Origin of the sequence: Rhizobium sp. 2YAF20 (assembly GCF_052114685.1) — a bacterium.
Taxonomy (GTDB): Bacteria; Pseudomonadota; Alphaproteobacteria; order Rhizobiales; family Rhizobiaceae; genus Rhizobium.
On record NZ_JBFRFF010000001.1, the window covers coordinates 565446 to 590576 of the forward strand.

The window sequence follows — 25131 nt, forward strand, 5'->3', positions numbered from 1 at the left end:
CGGGCTCCTTGAAGCTCCAGCGTCTTTGGGAGACGGACTTTCCATGAGTGGCAGCGGGACGACCTTAAAACCGAAAACGACGACCAAGCCGAAGACCGAACAGCCGAAGCTTCACAAGGTCATTCTCATCAACGACGACTACACGCCGCGCGAATTCGTCATCATGGTGCTGAAGGCGGTGTTTCGGATGGGTGAGGAGACAGCCTTGCGGATGATGATGACGGCGCATCAGCTCGGTTCCTGCGTCATCGTCGTCTGTACTAGGGATATTGCCGAGACCAAGGCCAAGGAAGCGACCGACTATGGCCGCGAAGCGGGGTTCCCGCTGATGTTCACCACCGAGCCGGAGGAATAGCGGTTCACGTCCTGCGGATCTGGAAGCCGGTCTTGTTCGGTGAAAATCCGCAATTGGCATAGAAGCGAAGCGTGGCCGGTTCGGTCGAACCGGTCAGCAACATCACCTTGTAGCAGCCGAAATCCCAGGCGGAGGCAACGGCCGTGTCGATCAGCGCCCTGCCATGGCCGCGCTGGCGATGGTCGGCATGGGTGACGACATTTTCGATCAGGGCGTAGGGCTGCCCGCCGCGTGTCATGTTGGGGATCACCACCAGGCTTACCGATGACACGGCCACACCATCGACGCAGGCGATGAATATCGTCGTTCCCGGATGCGCCAGGATTTCCGCGAAGCGTGCACCAGCTTCGGCTTCCGGCAGGACGGGATCGTCGGGATTGAGTTGGCGATAAAGAGCAAGGAGGGCCGGCAAATCTTTAGCGCGGGCAGCGCGTATGTCGGGGCTTTCGACCTTTTCCATCTCAATCGTCCTTGGCGCCGAACATCTTCTTCAACATCTCGGCCATGGGTCCTGTTGTCGGCAACTTCGGCTTGTGGTCGCGAGCCTTGTGGATGTGCGATTGGCCGGATGGCCGATTTTCCTGCTTCGGCTTTTCGGCTTCGGCCTTCTTCAACTCCGCCTTGCCATCGAGCGCGAGCGCCATCTTGTTCATCAGTTGTGAATCCTCACCGCGCGTCAGCATACCGGCATTGTCGGCCAGCGCATCGAGCAGGGGCTCCAGCCATGTCTGATCGACCTTGGCGAAGTCGCCGAGAACGTGACTTTGCACCAGTTCCTTGACGCCCGGATGGCCGATGCCGAGACGGAGGCGGCGATACTCGCGGCCGCAATGGGCGTCGATCGACCGAATGCCGTTGTGGCCGCCGTGGCCGCCACCGGTCTTCAGCCGTGCCCTTCCAGGTGCCAGGTCGAGTTCGTCGTAGACGACGACGAGATCGGCGGGTTCGAGCTTGTAGAAGCGCATCGCCTCGCTGACGGATTCGCCGGAGAGGTTCATGAAGGTCTGCGGCTTGATCAACAGGACCTTCTGGCCGTCAAGCTCGCCTTCGGCAATTTCCGCCTTGAATTTCTTCGACCACGGTCCAAAACTATTGCGGCGATGGATCGCATCGATCGCCATGAAGCCGATGTTGTGGCGGTTATATCGGTATTTGGCGCCGGGATTGCCGAGACCCGCAATGAGAAGCATACGCTCCGTCCTTGGTGAAATGACGTAGCCGTTCATCGGCGTGAAGGGCTGCCAAAGTCAAGGCAGAATCACGATGAGGTGGTCATGCCGCCTTCAGTTGTCGAGGTTCAGTCCATATTTGTGCAAGATGCTTGTCTGGGTGCCGTCGGCGACGAGCTTGTCAAGAGCTGCCTGCATCCGGCGTTGCAGGTCGTCGGGGAAATCCTTCTGGCACGCGACGGCGAGGGACTGCTGCGAGAACGGCACGACCTTCTCGATCGCCTGTCCTTCCTTCTTCAATTTCAGGTAATAGAGCTCGGAGATCGGCATCAGGTCGATGCGGTCGCTCATCAGCTTCTTCAGCGTTGCCTTGAAGTCCGTGGCGACATCGATCCTGGGGAATGCGGATTGTCGCAGCAGCTTCTCGGTATAATCTTCACGCCACGTACCGACCGTATACTTCTTGGCCTGGTCCAGGTTGTCGGCGGCAACGGGCGAGCCTGCATGCTTGATAAGCACGTTGCGATCGATCAGCAGCGGTTCTACCCATTTGAAGAGCTTGTCGCGCTCGGCGTTGTGCGCCGTTGCAAAGACACAGGTCATCGGCGTCTTGAGCGCTTCCGCGTAGGCGCGGGCCCACGGCATCACCGTGATCGTGTAGTCGGTCCCGATCGCCGTCATCACCTGCTGCACCTGTTCGGTTGCAGCGCCCTTGACCTCATTTCCGTCGCGATAGACGAAAGGTGGATATTCCTCCGTCGTGAACACGACGCTCTCGGCCTGCGCGAAGGACGAATGGGTTAGGGGGAGCAAAGTGAGGAGGGCCAGAGCCGGGAACTTGCGCATAGGTTTTCCTCTAGAGCAGGGCTGAATTCATGAAGCCTGCGCGACGACCGCGCCGCGGATATGATACTGGGTCTCGGTAAGGATCTCGAGGAGCGCGTCGGGGTGCTTCGGTCGATGAAACAGAAAGCCCTGGCCATAGTCGAGGCCCATCGAGACGAGCGTGGCGCATTCTTCCTCAGTCTCGATGCCTTCGGCGATAACGGTGCAGTTCATCTTGTGCGACAGGGTGGTGATGCTCTCGATCAGCATGCGGCTCTTGCGACGAACATCTGGCGAGGTGTCGTTGATCGCCCTGGTGAAGGATTGATCGATCTTGATAATGTCGACCGGAAAGCGGTTGATATAGCTTAGCGACGAATAGCCGGTGCCGAAGTCGTCAAGGGCGATGCGGCAGCCGAAGCGGCAGATCTCGTTGATAACTGTGCGAATTTCCGGATTGTCGTCCATCAGCACCGCCTCGGTGATCTCGACGACGATACGCTCGGGGCGAATGTTGTAGCGGGCAAGCAGGCTGACGATCCTTGCAGGCAGCGCGGGCTCGAACTGGATGGGCGAGAAGTTGATGGCGAGATAGGCGTCTTGCATGCCGTCGAGATGCTGCATGCGTGCAAGGCCGCTGATCGCCTTTTCCATGATACGATTGCCGATACGGATGATGGAGCCGGTTTCCTCGGCGACATCGATGATGTCCTTCGGCGGCAAAATGCCCTTTTGCGGATGGTGCAGGCGCATCAGTGCTTCGAAGCCGGCGATGGAGCGATCTTCGATATTGACGATCGGCTGGAGATGGGCCTCGAACCAGTCCTCGTTCAGTCCGTTTTCGATATAGCCCTCGATGTCGGCGCGACGGCGGGCGTCGTCGAGCATGCCGTTGTTGAAGACCTGCGCGCCGTTCTTGCCGTCACGCTTCTTGGCATACATGGCCATGTCGGATTTCAGCAGCAATTCCGAGGCATTGGAGGCGTGCAGGGGGTAGATCGCGATGCCGATACTGGCGCTGAGGCGCGCGTCGCCGATGAAGGGTACCTCGAATATCTCGGCGATGCCGGCCGCCATTTCGAAGGCACGCTTCTCCGCATCTTCCGACAGCAACAATATGGCGAACTCGTCGCCGCCGAGACGGGCGGCGATGTCTCCGGGGCCGAGGCGTTCATGCATTCGCGCCACCAGCTCGCGCAGGGCAGCATCACCCGCGGCATGGCCCAGATTGTCATTGATCCACTTGAAGCGGTCGAGGTCGACAAAGAGGCAGGCGAGCTCGCGTCCGCGCAGATCCGCCTCGTTGATCTTCGCGTCGAGTGCGGTCTCGAAGCCCTGACGGTTGAGAAGCCCAGTCAGGTGATCGGTGATCGCCTGGCGAAGGTTGCGGTCTTCGGACTGCTTGAGGTCGGTTACGTCGGTCATGACGGACAGCGTGCGGCCATTCTGGATCGCGGTGGATTCCAGGATCAGTACGTCCATGACGTGGCCGTCCCGGCAGAGGAACTTAACCGTGACATTCAGCCGCGCGCCGCCGTCGTGGCGATTTTCCTTGCGAAGCACGTAGTCCTCACGCGATTCCGGCAGCACGAGGCTTGCGAACTTGCGGCCAATCATATGGATGCGTTCGTAGCCGGTCGCGACAAGCCAGTAGTCGCTGACGGCGACGATGCAATCACTCTCGTCAAGCGAGAACAGCATGGCCGGCGTCAGGTTATAGGTGTCTGTCGCGCGGCGGTGGGCTAGCCGAAGCTCGGTCTCTTCGCGCTCCAGCTTGCTCTGCATTTCGTTGAAGCTTCGGGCGAGCCGTCCCATCTCGTCGTTCGACTGCCAGTCGACATGGTGGCGAGAGCCTAGCTGGCGTGTCGCCTCGATCGCATGGGTCAGGCGCATCAGCGGTTGGATGACGAAGATGCGGTTGCCGATCAGCGCGGTGCCGAAAACGGTCAATACCGCGAAGATGAAGATCGAGATGAAGACGATCTCCTCGTGCTTCAAGCCATCAAAGAGACCAAGCGCCGGGTAATAGACTGTGATGCTGCCGAGGTTCCTCTTTCCGTCGACAGTCGTGTAGATGATCGGCCGCGAGATCTGCTCGAGTTCGCCGGTATAGGATTTCGGGATCGTCGACTGGGTGACGTCGAGCTGGCCTGATGTGTCGCGGACATTGACCCTGACGATCGCGCCTTCGGCAACCGTCGTGGCGCTGATCTGCGTGACGCTGTCCTCGTCCAGGTCCCAGAGGGGCTTGGCGAGCGCCTGGGAATTGGCGACGAGAAGGACCGTGATGTGGTCGCGGATCTCTTTTTCGGCACGCTCAGACGAGAGAAACAGAAACAGCACGAACAGCGGCGCCACAAAGACCAGCAAGGCGCCGCAGACGATCGCGAAAAATCTGTTTTCTACGGAATTATTCATGGTTCCGCTTCTCTGCGCACCGGGAGCGGGGCGTGCTACAACTCTGCGCAGCAAGCTTTCATGAATTTGTTAAATGTTGCTGAAACGGCGGGGTTAATGGTCTTCAATACAACCGCAATTGGCGAAATTGTCACAATTTTCGAGGGTTGCGAGCTGACATAAAAACCCGCCGGCCCAGAGGGCGGCGGGTTCATCTCCTTGCGGATAACTGCACAGGATTAAGCTTCTGCTTCGCCTTCTTCGCTGATGCCGCCTGCCGGGGCAATGATGGTCGCGATCGTGAAATCGCGGTCCGTGATCACAGGGACCACGCCCTTTGGCAGGGTAATCTGGGAGATGTGGATGCTATCGCCGATCTTCGCGCCGGTGAGGTCGACGGTGAAGGCTTCCGGGATCGCGTCGGCCGGGCAATGAACCTCGACTTCGTGGCGAACAATGTTCACGACGCCGCCGACCTTGATGCCTGGGGACTTGTCTTCGTTGACGAAGTGAACCGGAATTTCAACGGTAACCTGGGTGTTGCCAGATACGCGCAGGAAATCGACATGCATCGTGAAGTCGCGCACCGGATCGAGGTGGTAGTCCTTCGGCAGGACCTTGACCTTATTGCCACCGATGTCGATCGTAACGATGGTGGTCATGAAACCACCAGCGTGGATACGCTTCGTCACGTCGTTGGTGTTCAGTGTAATCGAGATTGGGGGCTGCTTGTCACCATAAATGACAGCAGGAATCAATCCGTTGCGGCGAAGTTCACGGGCGGACCCCTTACCGACCCGTTCGCGCGCCTCGGCCTTAAGCTCATAGCTTTCGTGGCTCATGGCTATTCCTTTTCAAGGTTGTATGGAGAGTTTTGCCGTTACGGCGAACCGCAGCCGACGAAACTGGAGGAGGACAAAGTCCACCTCATCCGCGTTGCCTCCAAGGGTGTCTATGCGGACGCGTGCCTATAGTACAAAGAGCTTCGAAACGCAAGTTGGCTTGCTGAAGGCGCGAAGGGTAGGCAAAAGAGGCGGAAAAACAATCACAACGTGCCTACTTACACAATATAAATTCAAAGAGTGCATATTTGCAGGAAGCCTTAAGCATTAAGCTCGAATTCCAGAGAAATTAATAGATGCTAAGCTTGCAACCGAACATAAGCGGGTGACTTCAAATATTGCGGTTCCTATCATGTTCAGATTGATTTCCTGCATCTCCGTCCAGCACAGCTTCAGCCACCTGCTCTTCGCCGCGACGATCTGCGTGCTGGGGTCAGTGCTTGCGATGCGGCTGTTTTCAAGGGTGCGCAGGACCCAGGGTCTCCAAAGGCTCAACTGGCTCTTCCTGTCCGGCTTCGTCGGCGGCTCGACAATCTGGACGACGCACTTCGTGGCCATGCTCGGCTACCGAACGCCGGTCGTCAACGGCTACGATCCGACACTGACGTTGATCTCGCTGGTGGTTGGCATCGTGGTGACCATTGCCGGCTTTTCCGTCGCCTCCGCCAGCAAGACGGGCCCGCTGGTCGAGGCGGGCGGTGCAATCGTCGGTTTCGGCATCGCCCTCATGCATTATATCGGCATTGCGGCCTATGAGGCGGCGGGACATCTTGAATGGGACCGGTCCTACGTGATCGTCTCGATCCTATCAGGCGCCTTTTTCGGTGCGATCGCCACGAACCGTATCGCCCGGCCGGTGACCAGGTTCAGCAAATATGGTTCCTCCATCGCGCTGGTCCTTGCTATCGTCTCGACCCACTTCATCGGCATGGCAGGGCTGACGATCGATCTCGATCCCAGCATCGCGATATCGCCGGAAATCATCTCCGGCGCAGTCATGACCGGGATCGTATGCGCCGCCATGGTGATCATCCTTCTGCTTGGCGCCTCGACCTACGTCATCGACATGCAATCAACCCAGGCTGCGGTCGAGCGCTATCGCCACCTTGCACTTCACGATCCGCTGACGAACCTGCCGAACCGGGCAGCCTTCAACGAGCATCTGGCCGGGTTGACGAACCGACCTGTTGACATGACGGCCCACATTGCCGTGCTTTGCTTCGATCTCGACCGGTTCAAGGAGATCAACGACGTCCATGGTCATTCGGCAGGCGACCACGTTCTTAGAACCGTGGCCGAGCGTCTCGGCAGCGCGATGCAGCGGGGTGAATTCGTCGCGCGCGTCGGTGGAGACGAATTTGTGGCGGTGATGCAGGACTACTTCATTCGGGTCGATGCCAAATCCTTGGCGCAACGGGTCCTTGATGAAGTTACAAAGCCCATCGAGTGGGGCGAACATGTGCTCTTCGTCGGAACCAGCGTCGGCATTTCGACCTTTCCCGGGCAGGCCTCGACCATTGACGAGCTGCTGTCGCAGGCAGACATCGCCATGTATCGCGCCAAGTCGACGGCATCGAACACCGTCTGCTTTTACGATCCATCGATGGACCAGGCGGTGCGCGAGCGTAACGCGCTGGCAATTGAGATGCGTGACGGTCTGAAGAGGAATGAATTCGAGCTCTATTTTCAACAACAGAACGATACCGTCAGCCGTGAGGTTGTCGGGTTCGAGGTTCTGCTTCGCTGGCGCCATCCAAAGCGCGGCATGGTTTCTCCGGTAGAGTTCATCCCGATTGCCGAGAAGACCGGCTTCATCTTCGAACTTGGCGAATGGGTGATGCGCGCTGCCTGCGCGGAGGCCGCGACCTGGAAGCGGCCGCTGCGCATTGCAGTCAACGTTGCGCCCCAACAACTCTCCGACCCGCGGCTGCCGGACCTCGTTCAGCAGATCCTGCTCGAAAGCGGCTTGTCCGCGCCGCGCCTTGAAATAGAGATCACCGAATCAAGCATTATCTCCGACCACCGCTATGCGCTGCATGCGATCCGCGAGTTGAAGAAGCTGGGAGTGAAGGTGGCGATGGACGACTACGGGACCGGCTATTCTTCGTTGTCCACGTTGCAGAGTTTTCCGTTCGACAAGATCAAGATCGATCGCGCGTTCATCGATGGCGTCGTCACCAGCAAACAGTCAGCAGCAATTGTCCGCTCCACGTTGATCCTTGCCGCAAGTCTCGACATACCGGTGCTTGCAGAGGGCGTCGAGCGTGAAGAACATATGGATTTCCTTCGCAACGAAGGTTGCCTGCAGGTGCAGGGCTTCCTGTTCGGAAAACCGACACCACGGTCGGGCATCGAGGACATCGTCAACGGTTCGGACGGAGGAGCCACCAGGTCGACAGAGACCGGAAAACTTGAATTTATCGGAACGCGCCACAGAGCGGCATGATAAAGCTGACGAATATCGCATTCAGCGGCGTGATCCGGTCAAACTTGTCATTGTCAGGCATTAGCCGGTTGACATAAGACTCGCCAGTCTTCCACATTCCCGCCGACGCTGCCGCTAAAAAAGAGAGTTCGATTTCATGCGTTCCAATGTCCTAGTCGCCGCCGCAGTATTTACCCTTGGCCTCGCTGTTACATCGAAGGCCGCAGACGTCAGCGAGCAGGGCGCAAAGGAACTGCGCGGTGTGCTCACCCAATATCTATCGCGCGACCTGGCCGACAGCGGGTTCATAACTGTAAAACCGGCGACCAATCGCTACGAGGTCACCTATGATCTGTCGAAATTCTTCGACAAGATCAGCTCGTCCAATTTTTCAATCGCCGGCCTCAAACCCTTGATGATGTTCGCAGCGCCGATGGACAAGGGGCTGTGGAGCATCGATGGCGACAACTCGCTCGAGATATCAGCTCATTCCAAGCTCGGCGATGCGCCAGAGACCGACATCACCTATTCGCTGGCGTCGTTAGTCTACACTGGCGTCTTCGATCCGGCGATCAGCTACCTGCGCTCAATGGATGTGACGGCCAAGGCCATCAAGATGTCGTCGAAAAGTGCGGCTCAGACGGTCGAGGCAAGCTTTGACGGAATGAACTCCAAGTTTTCGGCCACGGATACCGGCAAGGCTGGAACGGTCGATTTCCTGAGCACCGGCACGATGCCGGGCTTTTACGAGAAAATCAGCGCGCCGACCACCCCAACCGTCGAAGTGCGTGCCGATTCGATCGATTTCGACGCCAAGGCAACCAGCGTTCCGATCAAGGAACTGCGCGAACTCGCGCGGTTCGTGTTCGCTCATGTCAAGGCAAAGACCCTCTCCAAGAGTGGCGGCGACAAGTTCAAGGCATTGATCCGCGAGGCGCTTCCGGTATTCCAATCGCTTGAAGAAACCGCCTCGGCCAACAACCTGTCCATTGTTACCGAAAAGGGCAAGGTCGCGCTGAAGAGGGTTGACTACTCTGCTCATATGAATGGCGTGACCAAGGCGTCGAGCGTCGGTTTCGGCCTGAAGGCGGAAGGTCTGAAGCTCGATGCGGGCGTCATCCCGGCCGATTACCAGCCCCTGGTGCCCGATACGGCTGTGTTGGAAATTGGCGTTCCTGACATGGATCTTGCCGCTGCGACGGATATTCTGCTAGAAGCCGACTTTTCAAAGCCCGAGCCGCTTTCGAAGGAACAGGGCGACAGGATAGGCCAGGCAGTGTTTCCGAAAGGCTCGGTCACCGTCGATTTCCCGAAGATCGGCGCGACGTCAAGCGTCTATGACTTCGAGGTCTCCGGCAGCGTCACCGGGTATCCGAAACAGAAGGACCGTTATTCGTTGCAGGCATCGATCCTTGCCCGCGACTATGACAAGACGATTGCGTTTATCCAGAACGCCGCGAAGACCGATGCTGAGCTCAACCAGGTGTCGTTCGTTATGATGATGGCCAAGGGCTTTGCCAAGACCGATCCCGACGGACGCCAGCGTTGGGATGTCAGCGCTACGGACGACGGGACCTTCATCGTCAACGGACAAGTCATCAAGGCGCCGAAATAGCACCGGCTGACACGGCACTGTCTCAGCTTTGAGACAGTGCCCATCCGATTTCAGGTCTTTACCGTTTGCAACCGTCCTCATTCCGCGACACACTCGCCTCCCATGCTTTGGGAGGAGCACATGCAAAACGAGATCGCTCACGCTGAGCGCGTCTATGCAAGCGCGCAACAGAAATCCGCCGCTGCCAGTTCCCCGATCATTGCTTCCTGGTATCGTTGCATGACCATGCACATGCTGGCGCCGGAAGAGGCGCGGTCGCCGTTCCGGTTGACCGAGGAAGAATTTCGCGCTGTTCGGCAGCAATCGGAGAGACTGATCGCCGAAGCCACCGAGGAGCTGGACCGGCTTTTTTCAACCGTTGGCAAGGCAGGCTGCTGCGTGCTCTTGACCGATCGCGACGGCGTGGCTCTCGATCGACGTGGTGCCAGCACAGACGACAAGGACTTTCATCGGCTCGGGCTGTGGCCCGGCTCCGTCTGGACCGAGGCGAGCGTGGGGACGAATGGTATCGGTACGGCAATTGCCGACGAGCGTCCAGTCGCCATATTCCGCGACCAGCATTTCCTGTCGGCTAACATCCGCCTGAGCTGCACCACCGCGCCGATCCGCGACCATCGCGGCCAGATCGCCGCCGCACTCGATATTTCCACCTGCCGCGAAGACGTCAACGAAATGGCACTGGCAATCCTGTCGCAGGCGGTCCGGGACGCTGCCTTGCGCATCGAAACCAATCTCTTCCGCAGTGCCTTTCCGGGCGCGCGCTTCATTATGGTGCCGGCCGGCGCAAATCCTGCCGCGGCACTGCTCGCCGTCGACAAGGACGACCTTGTCCTTGGCGCAACCCGTGCGGCGCGGTTGGCGCTCAAGCTCGATGACGCTCATATTGCCGCGGGCTTGCCCGCCTCCGATGCCTTGCATGAGGACCGCAGCGAAGGCGGGGCAGACCTCGTCGAGGCCGAGCGCGCGGCCCTTCGCCGCGTACTGTCGCGCACCAGCGGCAATGTCTCGCAAGCCGCGACCTTGCTCGGCATCAGTCGCGCGACGATGCACCGCAAGATGAAAAAGCTGTCGCTGCACTAAAGACCGAGCCGTGCGTCGACGCGGTCGATTGTTGTCGCACATGTGAAACACTGTGCGGTGCGGCATTGATCCGGTGCTCTACTTATCGACACCAAGCAGGTGCAGCTTGCGTCCATCGGTCCGTAGCGGGACCAGTCCACAAGGGAGGATATCATGCTGCACCAGAAAATCGTCGAGTCGCCATTCAAGCTGAAATACGGCAACTATATCGGTGGCGAATGGCGCGAGCCGATCTCGGGCAAATATTTCGAGAACGTCACCCCTGTTACAGGTGGCAAGCTTTGCGACATTCCGCGTTCCGATGAAAAGGATATCAACGCCGCCATCGATGCGGCCCACGCGGCCAAGGACGGTTGGGGCAAGATGTCGGCCACCGAACGCTCGAACATCCTGATGAAGGTGGCGCAGCGGATGGAGGACAATCTCGAATTGCTTGCCAGGGCGGAGACATGGGACAACGGCAAGCCGATCCGTGAGACAATGGCGGCCGACATGCCGCTGGCAATCGATCATTTCCGTTATTTCGCCGCCTGCATTCGCGCCCAGGAAGGCTCGATCGGTGAGATCGACCACGATACCGTCGCCTATCACTTTCATGAGCCGCTCGGGGTGGTCGGGCAGATCATTCCATGGAATTTCCCGATCCTGATGGCTGCGTGGAAGCTGGCGCCAGCACTTGCGGCCGGCAATTGTGTCGTCATCAAGCCTGCCGAACAGACGCCTGCCTCGTTGCTGGTCTGGGCCGAAATCGTCGGCGACCTGTTCCCGAAGGGCGTGCTCAATATCGTCAATGGCTTCGGGCTCGAAGCCGGCAAGCCGCTCGCAACAAGCCCGCGTATTGCCAAGATCGCCTTCACCGGCGAGACCACGACCGGCCGTCTAATCATGCAATATGCCAGCCAGAACCTCATTCCGGTCACGCTCGAGCTCGGCGGCAAATCGCCGAACATCTTCTTTGCGGATGTCATGGCCGAGGATGACGATTTCCTCGACAAGGCGCTTGAGGGCTTTGCGATGTTCGCGCTGAACCAGGGGGAGGTCTGCACATGCCCCAGCCGCGCGCTGGTGCAGGAGAGCATTTACGATCGCTTCATGGAAAAGGCTGTCAAACGCGTCGAGGCGATCAAGCAGGGTAACCCGCTCGACACCGCGACGATGATCGGAGCGCAGGCCTCCAGCGAGCAGCTGGAAAAGATCCTTGCCTATCTCGACATCGGCAGGCAGGAAGGCGCCGAGGTCTTGACCGGCGGGTCGCGCAACGATCTCGGCGGCGAACTTGCCAATGGCTACTACGTCAAGCCGACGATCTTCAAGGGCCATAACAAGATGCGGGTCTTCCAGGAGGAAATTTTCGGGCCGGTGGTCTCGGTGACGACCTTCAAGGACGAGAACGAAGCAATGGAGATCGCCAACGACACGCTCTATGGCCTCGGCGCCGGAGTATGGAGCCGTGATGCCAACCGTTGCTACCGCTTTGGCCGCGGCATCCAGGCGGGCCGCGTCTGGACCAATTGCTATCACGCCTATCCCGCGCATGCGGCATTTGGCGGCTACAAGCAATCCGGCATCGGCCGCGAGACCCACAAGATGATGCTCGACCATTATCAACAGACCAAGAACATGCTGGTAAGCTACAGCCCGAAGGCGCTTGGATTCTTCTGAGCGGGCGGAACGGCGTACTCCTTTTCCTGCTTGCAGGGGAAAGCTACCGGTCCATCGATGAATTGAAGGGCCGGACGAGGGGCCGTCGAGAGTCCCTCTCCCTGCCATTGCCCTTCGTCCCGACCTGTCCCCCAGCAGGCGGGCGAAGGGCCCCTTTTTGGGGAGGCTTTAATGACCGAGACGATCAATGGCGAGCCGCGGGTATTGGCAACGGATGCCGCACTCGCGCTCATAGAGGAGATCCGGCGGGATCATCCCGACATTCTGTTCCATCAGTCCGGCGGCTGCTGCGACGGCTCGTCGCCCATGTGCTATCCCGCGGGCGAATTTCCGCTCGGTGACAATGATGTGAAGCTCGGCGAGATCGGAGGCGTGCCGGTCTATATCAGCGGCAGCCAGTTCGAAGCCTGGAGGCACACCCAGCTGATCATCGACGTCGTGCCGGGGAGGGGCGGCATGTTTTCCCTCGACAATGGCCGCGAAAAGCGGTTCCTGACGCGCTCACGCCTGTTCAACGGCGGCGAGGCCTGCGCAGTTCCATTGGTTGCCACTCGGGTGTAATTTTCTGGGGTGGAGGTGGTATCCTCCCGATCTCTTCCACAAGGTCAGGGCATATAAAGAGCGAATGAACCGAGGCAGGGACGTCAAGCCTCATGCTGAAGTGCAATTCGAAGAATTGCCTCGAGTACGCGGGCGCTTGTTCAGCGGATTCGGCTTGCTGTCGTGCTGCAGCCTCGGGGCCAACTATCGTGGTTCGATACGGCCCGCGAGCCTCCTCACCATGAGGGCTGGGGAGGGCGCATGCAGCGCCCTATCAGTCGAACAGGCTGGAGACCGATTCTTCCTGGCTGGTGCGGTTGATCGCCTCGCCGATGAGGCTGGCGGTGCTGACGACGCGGATATTGTGGGCGGACTGGACGGCAGTGGTTGGCTGGATACTGTCGGTGATGACAAGCTCCTTCAGCTTCGATGAGGTGACACGGGTCACCGCGCCGCCCGACAGCACGCCGTGGGTAATATAGGCGGTGACGCTGGTGGCGCCGTGCTTCAACAGTGCCTCGGCAGCGTTGACCAGCGTTCCGCCGCTATCGACGATGTCGTCGATCAAAAGGCAATCCTTGCCGCTGACTTCACCGATGATGTTCATCACTTCCGACTCGCCTGGGCGATCGCGGCGCTTGTCGACGATTGCCAGCAGACAGTCCAGCCGCTTGGCAAGTGCTCGCGCGCGCACGACGCCGCCGACGTCAGGCGACACCACCATGACGTTGCTGATGTCGTAGTTCTGCTTGATGTCACGGGTCAGGATCGGCAGGGCGTAGAGATTGTCCGTCGGGATATCGAAGAAGCCCTGGATCTGGCCTGCATGCAGGTCGAGCGTCAACACACGATCGGCGCCGGCTTCGGTGATCAGGTTGGCGACGAGCTTGGCGGAGATCGGCGTGCGCGGTCCCGGTTTGCGGTCCTGGCGGGCATAGCCGAAATAGGGGAGGACTGCGGTGATGCGGCGGGCGGACGAGCGCCGCATCGCATCGATCATGATCAGCAGTTCCATCAGGTGGTCGTTGGCGGGAAACGATGTCGGCTGCACGAGGAAAACATCCTCGCCGCGGACGTTTTCCTGGATCTCGACGAAGATCTCCTGGTCGGCGAACCGGCGGACACTCGCCCTACCCAAGGGAACATTGAGATAATTGCAGATCGCTTCGGCAAGGTGCCGGTTCGAATTGCCTGCGAAAACCTTCATTGTGGTCCGCCTATTGCCAACTTGATAGCCGCGCTTTTAACGGGCCTGATCTCGAATGCAAGGGGTTAGGCTCTATGCGCTTTAACATTTCTGTCAAGGAGGGCAGCTATCCACCGCGCGTTGTGCGCCATGAAGTGAACTCGGCCATGGTTTTGGTGGCAATCTGCTGCATCACGGACGCAGGGACGGCGGCCCAGGGATCGCCCTTCTTCAAGGGTACGCTCTGCGTTCCCTGGATGCGGTGCAGGCGTGCGCCGCTATTGTCGAGCACGTCCCAGACATAGGACACTGTGATCGCCGGGCCATCGGCGAAGGCCGAGAGGTAGCCCTTCAGGATGTAGCTGCTCGTCGTGTCGCTCGAGCTTTTGATCGAAAGGCCGTTGGCGCGTGCCTCGGCGCCCAGCTGGCGAGACAGCGGCGTTACCGCTTCGAGCGGTGCGCCGATGATCGGCAGGAAGCGGACCGTATTGGTGTCGGCGGGAGAGGCGGGCGGCAATGAAGCCTGCTGGGCGGCCGGTTGGTCAGGCTGCTGTTGCTGCTGCTCCGGCTGTTGCGCCTCGTCCTGTTGCTGCTCTTCCTGCTGAACAGGCTGGCGGCGCCTGGGCATTGGTTGCTCGTTGAGACGGCGATCCGCTTCTTCCTGTTCGGAGAGCGTCGAGGGCGGGGCGCCGTAGCTTCTGTGGGGCTGTGGCGATTGCCCGTCGTCCAGGGGCTGCGAGGCCTGGGGATTGACGCCGCTGGTTCGAAGGGCATCGGCCTGCTGGTCGAGCGTTCCTCCATATGCGCCGCCACCGCTCGGCTGATATGCCTGCTGATTGGTGTCCGACTGGTAGGTGTTTTCGGTCTCGGATCCGAGAACCCGCTGCGGCTGAGCCGCTGCCATCCGTTCGGTGTCGCGCTGGGTCACCGGTGAGGAGCCGGCGCCGGCCATGTCGTCACCGATCCCGACGCGCGGTGTCAGTGCGTCGGTCGTGTTACAGGCCGCAAGCAGGAAGCAAAGGACAACCGATATCGACGTTGTTCTGACCAGTCCCATCGCCCGACCCGCCCTTTCCTCGTGCATATCGGAGAGATTGGCGAGAGCGGTCACCGCGCTCTCAATTCCAATCGTGCCGGGCAGTGTAGCGGATCAACGGTTAAGAAAGTCGAGCGAATGCCTGGAAAGCGTCTGCGGTCCTTGCGAGGTGGTCAGATAGGTTTGTCCGAGCGTCATCGCGGTGTCCGTGTCCGAATCCATGATGATCATGTGGACGAACAGCGACATGCCCTCGAGGATCTCCTGCTGATTGCCGACATGGAACATCTGGTGCTCCATCCAGGAGGGAGAGAAGCGGGCGCCGAGCGAATAGCCGCAGGCGTTCAGCCGATGCCGCGCCAGCCCGCGTTCGTCCATAATCTTTGCGTGCATGTCGAAGACATCGCCGAAGACATGGCCGGGACGCAGCACGGTCTCGATTGCCTGGATGGTTTCAAGGCAGGCGCTGTAGAGCTCGCGGTGGCGATGCGTCGGCTCGCCGATGACGACGGTGCGCATCATCGCTGCGTGATAATGGGCATAGGTGCCGGCCCATTCGAGCGTCAGCTGGTCATTGGCGTCGAGCTTGCGGCGGCCAGCCTTGTAGCGGCAGAGCAAGGCGTCGCTGCCCGATCCGATGATATATTCGTTTGCCGGGTAGTCGCCGCCGCCCGAAAAGACGGCGCCCTGCATGGCGGCAAGGATGTCGGCCTCGTCGGCGCCGGGCTTGATGAGGGCGAGTGCCGCGTCGAGCGCGTCGTCGGCAAGGGCTGCCGCCCGCTCGACATAGGCGATCTCGGTCGGGCTCTTCACAAGGCGAAGGCCGCTCACGAGATAGGAGGCGTCGACCAACTGGCCGAAGCTCGTCAGCTGGCTGTCGAGCAGGCGCGCGACGCGACCGGTCATGCCATGCGTGTCATATTCAACGCCGATGCGGGCGCCGAGAAGGTCCATCTCGATAAGCAGGTTCTTGAGGTCGAGCGTCGGATCGGCATTGACGCGGTCGACCCAGATGTGAATGTCTTGGATGACCGATGTCTGGCGTGCCTGCCTCAGATCGGCCGAGCGCGTCAGAAGCGCCATCGTCCCGTCTGCCTTTACGACCAGCGTCTGGAAGAAGCAGTAGCCGAACGTGTCGTAGCCGGTCAGCCAGAACATGCTCTCCTGCGCGAAAAGCAGCATGGCGTCGAGCTTTTCCTCCTGCATCTTTGCAGTCAGGCGCCCGAGTCGTTCGCTGAATTCGTTCGCTTCGAAATGAAGTGCCATTAGAAGGTATCCTCAATTGCGATGGCTGATATCTGGCGTCCGTAGTCCGGCTCCTTCGCATGGGTGGTGCGGCGATAGGAGAAGAAACGATCGCTGTCGGGGTAGGTGCAGAGGTCGAGGCTTTCGGCGGCAATGCCCGTGGCTGCCAGGCGATCCACCGTCAATGCCTTGAGATCGAACATGGAATGGCCCGGCCGCCCGGACGGCGCGAAATATCTGGCATAGGCCGGATCGTAGGCTATGAAGCGTTCGACGAATTCCGGCCCGACCTCGTAGTTTGCTTGGCTGATCGAGGGTCCAAGGCAGGCGACGATGGCATCCCGCCGGGCGCCCAGCGCCAGCATGGCCTCGACGGTGTTTTCAAGCACGCCGTTGAGCGCACCCTTCCAGCCGGCATGCGCAGCGCCGATGACGCGATTTTCGGGATCGGCAAAAAGGATGGGGCCGCAATCGGCGGCAAGCACGCCAAGGGCTATTCCCGGCGTCGCCGTCACCATCGCATCCGCCTCAGGGCGAGCGCCGTTATAGGCAGCGTCGACCGTGACGACGTCGGGCGAGTGAAGCTGATGAACCGTTGCGAGCTTTGATGCCGGCACGCCGAACCAGGCGGCGACGCGCCGGCGATTCTCGTTGACGTCGTTGCGATCGTCATTCGATCCAAGGCCGACGTTGAGACCCCGGTATATGCCTTTGGAGACGCCGCCGTTGCGGGTGAAATAGCCGTGCTGGATGCCGGCTTTGCCTGCATCTTTCAGCAGCGTGCTTTCGATCGGGCTCGGCAATGCGTCGTCCTTCATCATCCGGCCATGGTTATCGGGGTGCCGTCGCTCGCGTCGCTCGCCTCTCCGGCGAAGCGCTTTTCTTTGTCTAATGTTGACCCGCCGACGCGCTTGCTGTCAATCCACCGGGCGGAACGGCATCAGATCGATCGCCGGGCTTGAGATCGCCAGCACCTTGAAGAGTTCGCCCATCTTGCCTTCGCCGGCACCGGCAAGGCGGTCCACCGCGGCCTGGATATTCTGCTGGACCAGATCGTCCTGGTCGCGACCGAGCGCTGCGGCGCGTTCCATCAGGCCGAGACCGATCAAAAAGTCGCCCTGATGGGCGCAGCCGTTGATATGGACGCCGGAGGCGCGCGCGGTTTCGGCCAGATGCTGGAAATCGACATGGCTGGTCAGGTCCGCCTCCCCAGGGTGTTCCAGCGGCGGATCGTACTCATGCATTCGAACGGCCTGCAGTGTATCGCCGAACGCGGTTATCATGTGACCGTAGTCGATGATTACAGCGGTGCCTCCGCACGCCGCCAGCCGGTCGCAGATCATCGTCATGACGGCCTGGCGGGCAGGGGCGATCTCGAAGGTCGTGCCAAGCGGCAGATGACGACTTGTGTCGGGTAGCAATGCCGGATCGAGGCTTGCGACGCCGGCTGCAAAGGTTAGCTCGCCGTCGATGTCAAAGCCGATAACCCGTTCGCGAAAGCCGTTCGCGGTGCGCACGAACTGGCGGATCGGAATGGCATCGAACAATTCGTTGGCGGCAAGCAGCGTGAATCCGGGTGGGACTTCATCGAAACCGGAATGCCAGGCGATCTTGCCTTCGTAGTTGGCAAGCGTTCGCTGCTGGACATCGCGCAGTCGTTCGCTGGTCTCGACAAGATGAACGCAGAGCGTCTCATGCAGGCCGGGCGCTATGCGGGCGATCACCCGCAGCATGTCGGCCATCATCGTGCCCCGGCCGGGGCCGACCTCGACGAGGCGGACGTTCGATGGCTTGCCGTGGCGCTGCCAGGCATGCACCATGAAGATGCCGATCATTTCGCCGAAGAGCTGGCTGACTTCCGGAGCCGTGACGAAATCGCCGGAAGATCCGAAGGGTTCGCGCGTCTTGTAGTAGCCGTATTCCGCATCTGCCAAGCAGAGCGAGAAGTAGTCGGTCACGCTAATCGGTCCGGTTGCGCGGATGATGGCTTTGATCTTTTCTCCAAGAGCTGTCGTCATCGCAAATCGCCCCGACCAGTATCAAGCCAGCTTGCCTGCGGCATGCCGGGCGCGGAAGATCGCCCAGATGCCAAGCAGGATCATCGGCGACGACAGGACCATCCCCATGGTCAACCAGTTGGTGCCGAGGAGATAGCCGAGTTGCGCGTCAGGTTCACGGAAGAATTCGACGAAAATACGAGAGAGCGCGTAACCGATGACAAAAACGCCGGTCACAGTCCCAGGTATCTTCAGAGCCTTCACCCAATAGGTCATGGCGGCAAGGACAAGGAAAAGGATGATGCCTTCAAGTCCCGCCTCGTAGAGCTGGCTCGGGTGGCGCGTAAACGGCCCTCCTGTCGGGAAGATCATGCCCCAGGGAACGCCGGAGATACGGCCCCAGAGTTCGCCGTTGATGAAATTGGCGATGCGGCCGAAGAAGAGGCCGATCGGGACGACAGCCGAAACAATATCGAACAGGCTCCAGACGGGGATCTTGCTGCGGCGGGCAAAGAGGATCATCGCGACCGTCGTGCCTATGAAGCCGCCATGGAAGGACATGCCGCCGTTCCAGATCTCGATGGCGCGGATCGGGTTTTCGATGACGGCTTGGAGATCGTAGAACAGGATATAGCCGATGCGGCCGCCGAGCACGATGCCCAGCGCCACCCAGACGATGAAATCGTCGAGATTGGCGACCGTCATAGGCGCTGTGTCCCCGCGCCAGAGCCGGCCCTGGTTTACGAGCCGGCGGGCATAGGCCCAGCCTAGAAGAATGCCGACGACATAGGCAAGGCCATACCAATGGATCGCCAGCGGTCCTAGCGAAAATGCGATCGGATCGATTTGCGGATAGGGCAATATGGCGAGAAGATTAGCGGCTGTCGGCAATGTGTTCGGTCCGTTGATTTGGCGGGAACATGCCGTCGCAGCAGGTATCGGTCAAGTTGAATATTGTAACACTACCGCACAGAGCCCGCAGCCTGACGTCCTGTGACATGCTAAAGCGCTTGCATCGAGGCCTCCGAAATCCTAACTCAAGACTATCGTGGACGTGAAAGACCTGACCCAATACAGTCGGGCCTACGGCCGCAAGGGAGAGCCAACATGAGCACTGGACCGAACCGCATCATGGACGAATTCGCAAAGTTGATGACCGATGCCGCGGGCGCTGCCCAGGGCGTTCGCCGCGAAATAGAAACGGCCTTCAACGCCCAGGCCGAGCGCTGGCTGAACAGTATGGACATCGTCAAGCGCGAGGAATTCGAGGCTGTGCGCGAGATGGCCATCAAGGCGCGTGACGAAAACGAAGCATTGCTGGCGAGAATAGATGCATTGGAGGCGCGTCTAGCGTCGAAAAGCAAATAACTCTGCAACAAACGGGCTTTACGGAGCGCGGCGAACCTCGACCGCGCTCTTTTTCACAAAAAATTAATCAAATTTATCATGCCTGTGGACACTGTCAAAAAAGCCAATCGGCAGAGTCGGTTATGACTCGCTCCTGAATCTAAATCCGAGAGCCTATCCACAGCGCTGCAGCCGAATTGCAGGTTCAGGGGATGGCGCAGGGTTCATGCCACTATACACTGATTTTAAATGATGATTCGAAACGGACTTGGTAAGCCTCAGGCATGGTAATTGCATTAGCCTGGCATCGGTTCGACATCATTCCCAGTGGTTGTTCCGGAGTAAACGTATCTGTGTCGTTTTGTGTCGAAACACGAAATAGCGAGATTCATTCCGGCCAAGAAGGTGCTGCATGAGCCTGATGGAAATTGAATTTGAACGACAGTCGAATCCGGTCGATATGATCGAATTCGTCGCCGCCAATAATGACTGGTCGTTCGAGCGGTCGGGCGAAGACGAGCTTGCCATGACTGTCGCAGGACACTGGGCAGATTATCATGTATCCTTTTCCTGGATGGAGGAATTTGAAGCGCTGCACATCGCCTGTGCCTTCGATCTCAAAATTCCCGATATTCGTGTCAACGAAGTCATCCGCCTGCTCTCCTGCGTCAACGGCCAGGTGTTGATGGGCCATTTCGATCTGTGGCGTCAGGAGGACATCGTGATCTTCCGCCAGTCGCTGCTGCTTTCGGGCGGTGCCGAGCCGACGAACCGGCAGGTGGAGGTTTTGCTGTCCAACGCGCTCGACACCTGCGAGGCCTATTATCAGGCGTTCCAGTTCGTTGTCTGGTCCGGCATGGAAGCCAACCGCGCGATGGAAGCCGTTCTCTTTGAAACCGTAGGCGAGGCCTGAAATGACATCGGCAGCAGTGCCCGGGGCATCCACGCTCTCTGGCCCGATCGTTCTGGTCGGAGCGGGGAATATGGGCGGCGCCATGCTGGCGGGCTGGTTGAAGAGCGGTATTCCGGGCGCCTCCGTCATCGTGGTTGATCCGGGTCCCTCCGCGGCGATGCTGACGCTGATCGGCGATGCCGGTGCCACGCACGCGACAAGCCTTGCAGATGGCGTCAAGGCCAGTGTTCTCTTTCTTGCGGTCAAGCCGCAGGTGATGGAAGCAGTGTTACCGGCGCTGAAGGTTGCGGTCGGGCCAAAGACAGTGGTGGTTTCGGTTGCTGCAGGCAAGACGCTGGCCTTCCTTGAAAGCCATCTCGGCGAGGCGGCTATGGTTCGAGCCATGCCGAACACTCCGGCGATGATCGGACGTGGCGTTACGGGCGCCTTTGCCAATTCGCGGGTCGGCAAACAGCAAAGAGAGCTTGTCCACAATCTCCTAAAGGTTTCCGGGCCGGTCGAATGGGTACCCGGCGAGACCGACATCGATTCGGTCACGGCGCTCTCCGGCAGCGGCCCGGCCTATGTTTTTTATCTCGTGGAGTGCATGGCGGAAGCGGGCCGGAAACTCGGCCTGCAGGCGGACCTCGCCATGCGCCTCGCACGGGAAACCGTCGCGGGGGCTGGCGAACTTCTCCACCAGTCCCCCGACGACGCCTCGAGGCTGCGCCAGAACGTGACTTCGCCAGGCGGCACGACGGCGGCGGCGCTTGCGGTGTTAATGGCCGAAAACGGCATGCAGCCGCTGTTTGACGAGGCTCTGGAAGCAGCGCGCAAGCGTGCCCAGGAGCTGGCCGGCTGACCAGAGGAAGCGTCGATGGCGGATGAAATCACCTATGGCGATTTTGGGCGCGTCGACATTCGCGTTGGAACGATCGTCGAGGCGGCACCCTTTCCCGAAGCTCGCAAGCCCGCGTTCAAGCTGAAGATAGATTTCGGAGCAGGCATCGGCGTGAAGAAGTCTTCGGCGCAGATCACTGTCCACTATAGTTTGGAGACGCTGATCGGACGGCAGGTACTTGCCGTCGTCAATTTCCCGCCGCGCCAGATCGGACCCTTCCGCTCGGAGGTCTTGACCCTCGGGTTCGAGGACGAGGCAGGCGCCATTGTGCTCGCAGCGGTCGAACGGCCGACGCCGAACGGCAGCAGAATGATGTGATCTAGGCGAAATGCCGCGGATTGTTCGCGCCGGCGATGAAGGCGGTCAATTTGGCCCTTACGGTGCGATTGACGATAGAAGCTACAAGTCAGTGGCCCCGTCTTTCCCATGGCGGGGCTCCTTTGCGTGTCGCTATTGCGAGACACCGGCGATAGTCACATTCCAGCCCAACGAAAAAGCGCCCGCTGGGGCGCCTTGCGATTGCACGTTTATTCGCCTTAAGCGACGTTTCGTTCGTCCGTCTGTTGCTGGGCTTCAGCTCTTTGCTTGACGCCGAGATAAAGCACGGATCGCGGGCTGATGCCGTAGGTGTCGCACACATCGGGTGCCAGGAATTCGACGACGGGGATTTCCTGTACCGCAAGGCCGGCTTGCTTGATGACGTCGATAAAGCCGCTTCTTGAGAACATGCGAACGTGATCGTCCTGGCCGAAGTGCTTCCAGCGACCCTCCGGCGTGGTGATCGCCGGGTTTTCGTAGTTCTCCTCGATCGCAAGGCAGATCGGCGCCATCAGCATGGCGATGCTATCCGGTTTCAGTACACGCTTGATTTCCGCCGTTGCTCGAACCGGGTCATCCACATGTTCAAGCACGTGAGAACAAAGGACGAAGTCGAAGGTCCCGTCTTCGTAGGGCAAGTTGTGGATATCCGCCTTGTCGTCGGCTTCCGGCATGTACATGTCACAGCTGCGATAGAAGACGTGGGGGTGGCTTTTCAGCCAGTAGCTCAGCGCCCGGCCCGGCGCGATGTCCAGAAACCTGAACGGCTGGGCTTGATTAAGCCGCTGAAACACCGGCGAAAAGAACAGTGCGTAGAGCCGGTCTCGGTCGGAGGCGTGGCAGTTGGGGCAGCTGTAGGCCCGATGGTTTATGGTCTCGAAGTCGTCCGGCGAATAGGCAAAGCCGTGCTCGGCATTCTTGTCGATATAATACGACGGAAGCGGGACAAAATGCGGGATCCTGTTTCGACAAACAGGACAAGCATGAAAAAAGGCCATTGAGTTCCCCATGAGGCGCCGGCGACGCGCAGTTTAGAGCCGAGTTTCGATCGGATGACTTGGACAGACCCCGGAGACTCGCACTAAAACCAAGGATCACGCCAACTATGCAGCGGCGATGCTGGTCCGAGGCTGACGTCGGACCGCGTATTTGATTTCGTAAATATGGCGGAAGAGCCCTGCCTCAGTGGATATCGCGCGAGACCGGGTTGGTAACGCTGAAATCGAGGAATTCCGCTTCGAAGCCTTCGCGCTGGGGTGAGCACAAGGCAGGACCGACGGCCACGTCTTCAAGCGCCGGGTCGAAATAGGCAAGGCGCGCCATGCGCCAGGCTTCCATCTCATCCGTGCGATACTGGATGAAGAGCGCGTCGCCGTTGCGCGTGACCTGCAGCGACATTGTCTCGAAGTCGTCGTCGAGCCTGAAGGCGGACCAGTCGGAATGGCCGTTGGTGACCACGACGCTGAAGTGCCTTGCTCCATCGGTGTATTCGATGCCGCATTTCATCCAGTGCGTCGCGTCATGGCGGATCATCAGGCCGGCCTGGTCGTAGAGCTCTTCATAGCGGCCGACGAAAGTGACGTTGGCGGTGAAATCGCCGCGGCGGTGCTGTTGGAGGAAATGACCGTTGTCGCGGTGAAAGCCGTAATAGGTTCCCTGCCAGAAATCGGTCGTCGGACCGGTGCGAACGACCAGCCGCTCGCCATGCATTTCGGCAAGGGGGGGCGGGTTCAGCCAGGTCATATCCTTGAGATCGATGGGCATACGTTTCCTTTCAGGGCATGAGGTCGAAATGCGCGAAGCCCCTAGGCGGGAATGCGGATCGTAGCGCGCAGGCCGCCCATCGGGCTATCGCCAAGCGTGACGTTGCCGCCGTGGCTGCGGGCGATGTCTCGAGCAATGGCAAGGCCGAGCCCTGTGCCTGAATTGTCGAGGTTGCGTGCTTCGTCGAGGCGGAAGAAGGGCTTGAATACGTCGTCGCGGTAGGCGGGCGGAATACCAGGCCCGTCATCGTCGAACACCAACGTCAGCCATTTGGCGCTATGCTTGGCATCGATCTTGAGGGTATCGGCATAGCGCCGGGCATTGGACGCGAGGTTGGTCACCAGCCGCGTAAAGGCATTCGGCCTGACGGCGACGGTGTTCTCGCCCTCGATGGCGTAGGTGAGCTTCTTTCCGTGCATGGTAAAGTCCGCTTCCAGCCGGTCGAAGATATCGCTGAGGGTTACCTTGCCGACATCCTCTTCCGCTTCGCCGCGAGCAAAAGCCATATAGCCTTCCAGCATGCTCTGCATGTCCTCGACGTCTTCGTTCAGACCGGCGAGATCGGGATTGTCACCGACGAGCGCGAGCTGCAATTTGAAACGCGTGAGAACGGTCCGCAGGTCGTGGCTGACGCCGGAGAGCATTGCTGTCCGCTGCTCGATCTGGCGCTCGATGCGCTCGCGCATGAGAATGAAGGCAAGGCCGGCTCTTCGGACTTCGTCGGCGCCGCGCGGCAGAAAGTTCTCAAGCCGCTGTCCCTTACCAAAGCTTTCCGCCGCGCGGGCAAGCGCCTGGATCGGCCTGATCTGTCCACGAAGGAAGAGCACCGCGATGCCGATGAGGACAAGCGATGTCCCAAGCATCCAGAAAATGAAAATCTGCGTGTTGGAGGCGTAGGTCTGGCTGCGCCGGGCAAACACACGCAGCACCTTGTCGGGAAGCTTGACCCTTATCTCCACGAGCTTGGAATCGCCGACCGTGTCGACCCAGAAGGGCAGGTCGATCTGCTCGCGGATCTCGTCGCTGAGGATACCGTCGAGGATCGAGAAAAAGGGCTTGGCGCGCGGCGGTGGCAGGTCCCCGCCCGGCTCGATAGAGATGCTGAGGTCGAGCTTGTCGTTGGCGATCCGGGTCACCTGCGTATAGTCGGCATCCTGCGGATAGGTCTGGATGATGTCGATGATGGCGGCAATATCACGGGTGGTCGCCATGGATAGGCGCTGCGTGACCATCTGCCAGTGCCGCTCCATGAACACCGCCGCGACGACTGCCTGCAACAGCACCATCGGAATGATGATGATCAGCAGCGAGCGCGCATAGAGGCCTGTCGGCAGCTGCCGGCGCAGCCAGCGTACGAACCAGCGCAGCCCGGAAGACGAGGATTGATCGTGATCGCGCCTGATCGTCTCGATTGTCGCCATTGCTGCTGATCCTGCTGCCGGGATAACGGCTTTTATATATTAACGCACGCCGCTTCAAAAAAGGATTCCGGAAACGGGTGTTAACTCTTTGTTTTTGTGCGCAACGTCCTCATC

General features: G+C 59.6%; 24 protein-coding genes. 10 read left to right on the forward strand and 14 right to left on the reverse strand.

Features of this window, described 5'->3' with window-relative positions; genetic code table 11:
• Positions 1–43: 43 nt before the first annotated feature.
• A complete protein-coding gene (gene clpS, locus AB4Z52_RS02710; RefSeq protein ID WP_442216345.1) occupies positions 44–355 on the forward strand; it encodes an ATP-dependent Clp protease adapter ClpS in 312 nt (103 codons plus the stop codon).
• 4 nt (positions 356–359) lie between these two features.
• Here clpS and AB4Z52_RS02715 read toward each other — a convergent pair whose 3' ends face one another.
• The 5 genes from AB4Z52_RS02715 to AB4Z52_RS02735 all read right to left on the reverse strand — a co-directional run bounded on the left by AB4Z52_RS02715 (position 360) and on the right by AB4Z52_RS02735 (position 5588).
• Entirely contained in the window at positions 360–815 is a 456-nt protein-coding gene (locus AB4Z52_RS02715) for a GNAT family N-acetyltransferase (RefSeq protein ID WP_442216346.1), read from the reverse strand.
• A gap of 1 nt (position 816) precedes the next feature.
• Positions 817–1545, reverse strand: coding sequence for an aminoacyl-tRNA hydrolase (gene pth / locus AB4Z52_RS02720; protein ID WP_442216347.1), 729 nt, complete (start codon positions 1543–1545; stop codon positions 817–819).
• A gap of 93 nt (positions 1546–1638) precedes the next feature.
• Entirely contained in the window at positions 1639–2370 is a 732-nt protein-coding gene (locus tag AB4Z52_RS02725; protein ID WP_442216348.1) for a substrate-binding periplasmic protein, read from the reverse strand.
• A gap of 27 nt (positions 2371–2397) precedes the next feature.
• Positions 2398–4767: an EAL domain-containing protein gene (locus tag AB4Z52_RS02730; protein ID WP_442216349.1), complete on the reverse strand. Its 2370-nt coding sequence runs from the start codon at positions 4765–4767 to the stop codon at positions 2398–2400.
• A 218-nt stretch (positions 4768–4985) separates the two neighbouring features.
• Positions 4986–5588: a 50S ribosomal protein L25/general stress protein Ctc gene (locus tag AB4Z52_RS02735; protein ID WP_442216350.1), complete on the reverse strand. Its 603-nt coding sequence runs from the start codon at positions 5586–5588 to the stop codon at positions 4986–4988.
• Between the two features lie 352 nt (positions 5589–5940).
• Between AB4Z52_RS02735 and AB4Z52_RS02740 the strand changes: the two genes are divergently transcribed.
• The 5 genes from AB4Z52_RS02740 to AB4Z52_RS02760 all read left to right on the forward strand — a co-directional run bounded on the left by AB4Z52_RS02740 (position 5941) and on the right by AB4Z52_RS02760 (position 12931).
• A complete protein-coding gene (locus AB4Z52_RS02740) occupies positions 5941–8034 on the forward strand; it encodes a putative bifunctional diguanylate cyclase/phosphodiesterase (protein WP_442216351.1) in 2094 nt (697 codons plus the stop codon).
• Positions 8035–8170: 136 nt separating this feature from the next.
• Entirely contained in the window at positions 8171–9628 is a 1458-nt protein-coding gene (locus AB4Z52_RS02745) for a hypothetical protein (protein ID WP_442216352.1), read from the forward strand.
• A 120-nt stretch (positions 9629–9748) separates the two neighbouring features.
• Positions 9749–10708: a GAF domain-containing protein gene (locus AB4Z52_RS02750; RefSeq protein WP_442216353.1), complete on the forward strand. Its 960-nt coding sequence runs from the start codon at positions 9749–9751 to the stop codon at positions 10706–10708.
• Between the two features lie 153 nt (positions 10709–10861).
• Positions 10862–12370, forward strand: coding sequence for an aldehyde dehydrogenase (gene adh / locus AB4Z52_RS02755; RefSeq protein ID WP_442216354.1), 1509 nt, complete (start codon positions 10862–10864; stop codon positions 12368–12370).
• A gap of 171 nt (positions 12371–12541) precedes the next feature.
• Positions 12542–12931, forward strand: coding sequence for a DUF779 domain-containing protein (locus AB4Z52_RS02760; RefSeq protein ID WP_442216355.1), 390 nt, complete (start codon positions 12542–12544; stop codon positions 12929–12931).
• Positions 12932–13184: 253 nt separating this feature from the next.
• Here AB4Z52_RS02760 and AB4Z52_RS02765 read toward each other — a convergent pair whose 3' ends face one another.
• The 6 genes from AB4Z52_RS02765 to lgt form a co-directional block, all read right to left on the reverse strand.
• Positions 13185–14117: a ribose-phosphate pyrophosphokinase gene (locus AB4Z52_RS02765; protein WP_442216356.1), complete on the reverse strand. Its 933-nt coding sequence runs from the start codon at positions 14115–14117 to the stop codon at positions 13185–13187.
• 106 nt (positions 14118–14223) lie between these two features.
• Positions 14224–15153, reverse strand: coding sequence for a hypothetical protein (locus AB4Z52_RS02770; protein ID WP_442216646.1), 930 nt, complete (start codon positions 15151–15153; stop codon positions 14224–14226).
• 93 nt (positions 15154–15246) lie between these two features.
• The gene (locus AB4Z52_RS02775) at positions 15247–16398 is read right to left on the reverse strand and encodes a M24 family metallopeptidase (RefSeq protein WP_442216357.1); all 1152 of its coding nucleotides are present in this window, start codon (positions 16396–16398) and stop codon (positions 15247–15249) included.
• Positions 16398–17195, reverse strand: coding sequence for a peptidoglycan editing factor PgeF (pgeF, locus tag AB4Z52_RS02780; protein ID WP_442216647.1), 798 nt, complete (start codon positions 17193–17195; stop codon positions 16398–16400). Before pgeF ends, AB4Z52_RS02775 begins: the two co-directional genes overlap by 1 nt.
• Before the next feature lie 99 nt (positions 17196–17294).
• Positions 17295–18395, reverse strand: coding sequence for a class I SAM-dependent methyltransferase (locus tag AB4Z52_RS02785; RefSeq protein ID WP_442216358.1), 1101 nt, complete (start codon positions 18393–18395; stop codon positions 17295–17297).
• Between the two features lie 21 nt (positions 18396–18416).
• The gene (gene lgt, locus AB4Z52_RS02790; RefSeq protein ID WP_442216359.1) at positions 18417–19265 is read right to left on the reverse strand and encodes a prolipoprotein diacylglyceryl transferase; all 849 of its coding nucleotides are present in this window, start codon (positions 19263–19265) and stop codon (positions 18417–18419) included.
• A 216-nt stretch (positions 19266–19481) separates the two neighbouring features.
• Between lgt and AB4Z52_RS02795 the strand changes: the two genes are divergently transcribed.
• From AB4Z52_RS02795 to AB4Z52_RS02810, 4 genes are all read left to right on the forward strand, one after another.
• A complete protein-coding gene (locus tag AB4Z52_RS02795; RefSeq protein ID WP_442216360.1) occupies positions 19482–19742 on the forward strand; it encodes an accessory factor UbiK family protein in 261 nt (86 codons plus the stop codon).
• A gap of 391 nt (positions 19743–20133) precedes the next feature.
• The gene (locus AB4Z52_RS02800; protein ID WP_442216361.1) at positions 20134–20634 is read left to right on the forward strand and encodes a YbjN domain-containing protein; all 501 of its coding nucleotides are present in this window, start codon (positions 20134–20136) and stop codon (positions 20632–20634) included.
• A 1-nt stretch (position 20635) separates the two neighbouring features.
• Complete coding sequence (gene proC, locus AB4Z52_RS02805) at positions 20636–21475, forward strand: pyrroline-5-carboxylate reductase (RefSeq protein ID WP_442216362.1); 840 nt, start codon at positions 20636–20638, stop codon at positions 21473–21475.
• A gap of 15 nt (positions 21476–21490) precedes the next feature.
• Positions 21491–21832: a tRNA-binding protein gene (locus tag AB4Z52_RS02810; RefSeq protein ID WP_442216363.1), complete on the forward strand. Its 342-nt coding sequence runs from the start codon at positions 21491–21493 to the stop codon at positions 21830–21832.
• 218 nt (positions 21833–22050) lie between these two features.
• On the opposite strand, the gene AB4Z52_RS02815 is transcribed toward AB4Z52_RS02810, so the two are convergent.
• The 3 genes from AB4Z52_RS02815 to AB4Z52_RS02825 all read right to left on the reverse strand — a co-directional run bounded on the left by AB4Z52_RS02815 (position 22051) and on the right by AB4Z52_RS02825 (position 25017).
• Positions 22051–22830, reverse strand: a complete 780-nt coding sequence (locus AB4Z52_RS02815; RefSeq protein ID WP_442216364.1) for a class I SAM-dependent methyltransferase — start codon at positions 22828–22830, stop codon at positions 22051–22053.
• 184 nt (positions 22831–23014) lie between these two features.
• Complete coding sequence (locus tag AB4Z52_RS02820) at positions 23015–23596, reverse strand: DUF1349 domain-containing protein (protein ID WP_442216365.1); 582 nt, start codon at positions 23594–23596, stop codon at positions 23015–23017.
• A 41-nt stretch (positions 23597–23637) separates the two neighbouring features.
• Positions 23638–25017, reverse strand: coding sequence for an ATP-binding protein (locus tag AB4Z52_RS02825; protein ID WP_442216366.1), 1380 nt, complete (start codon positions 25015–25017; stop codon positions 23638–23640).
• Positions 25018–25131 lie beyond the last annotated feature (114 nt).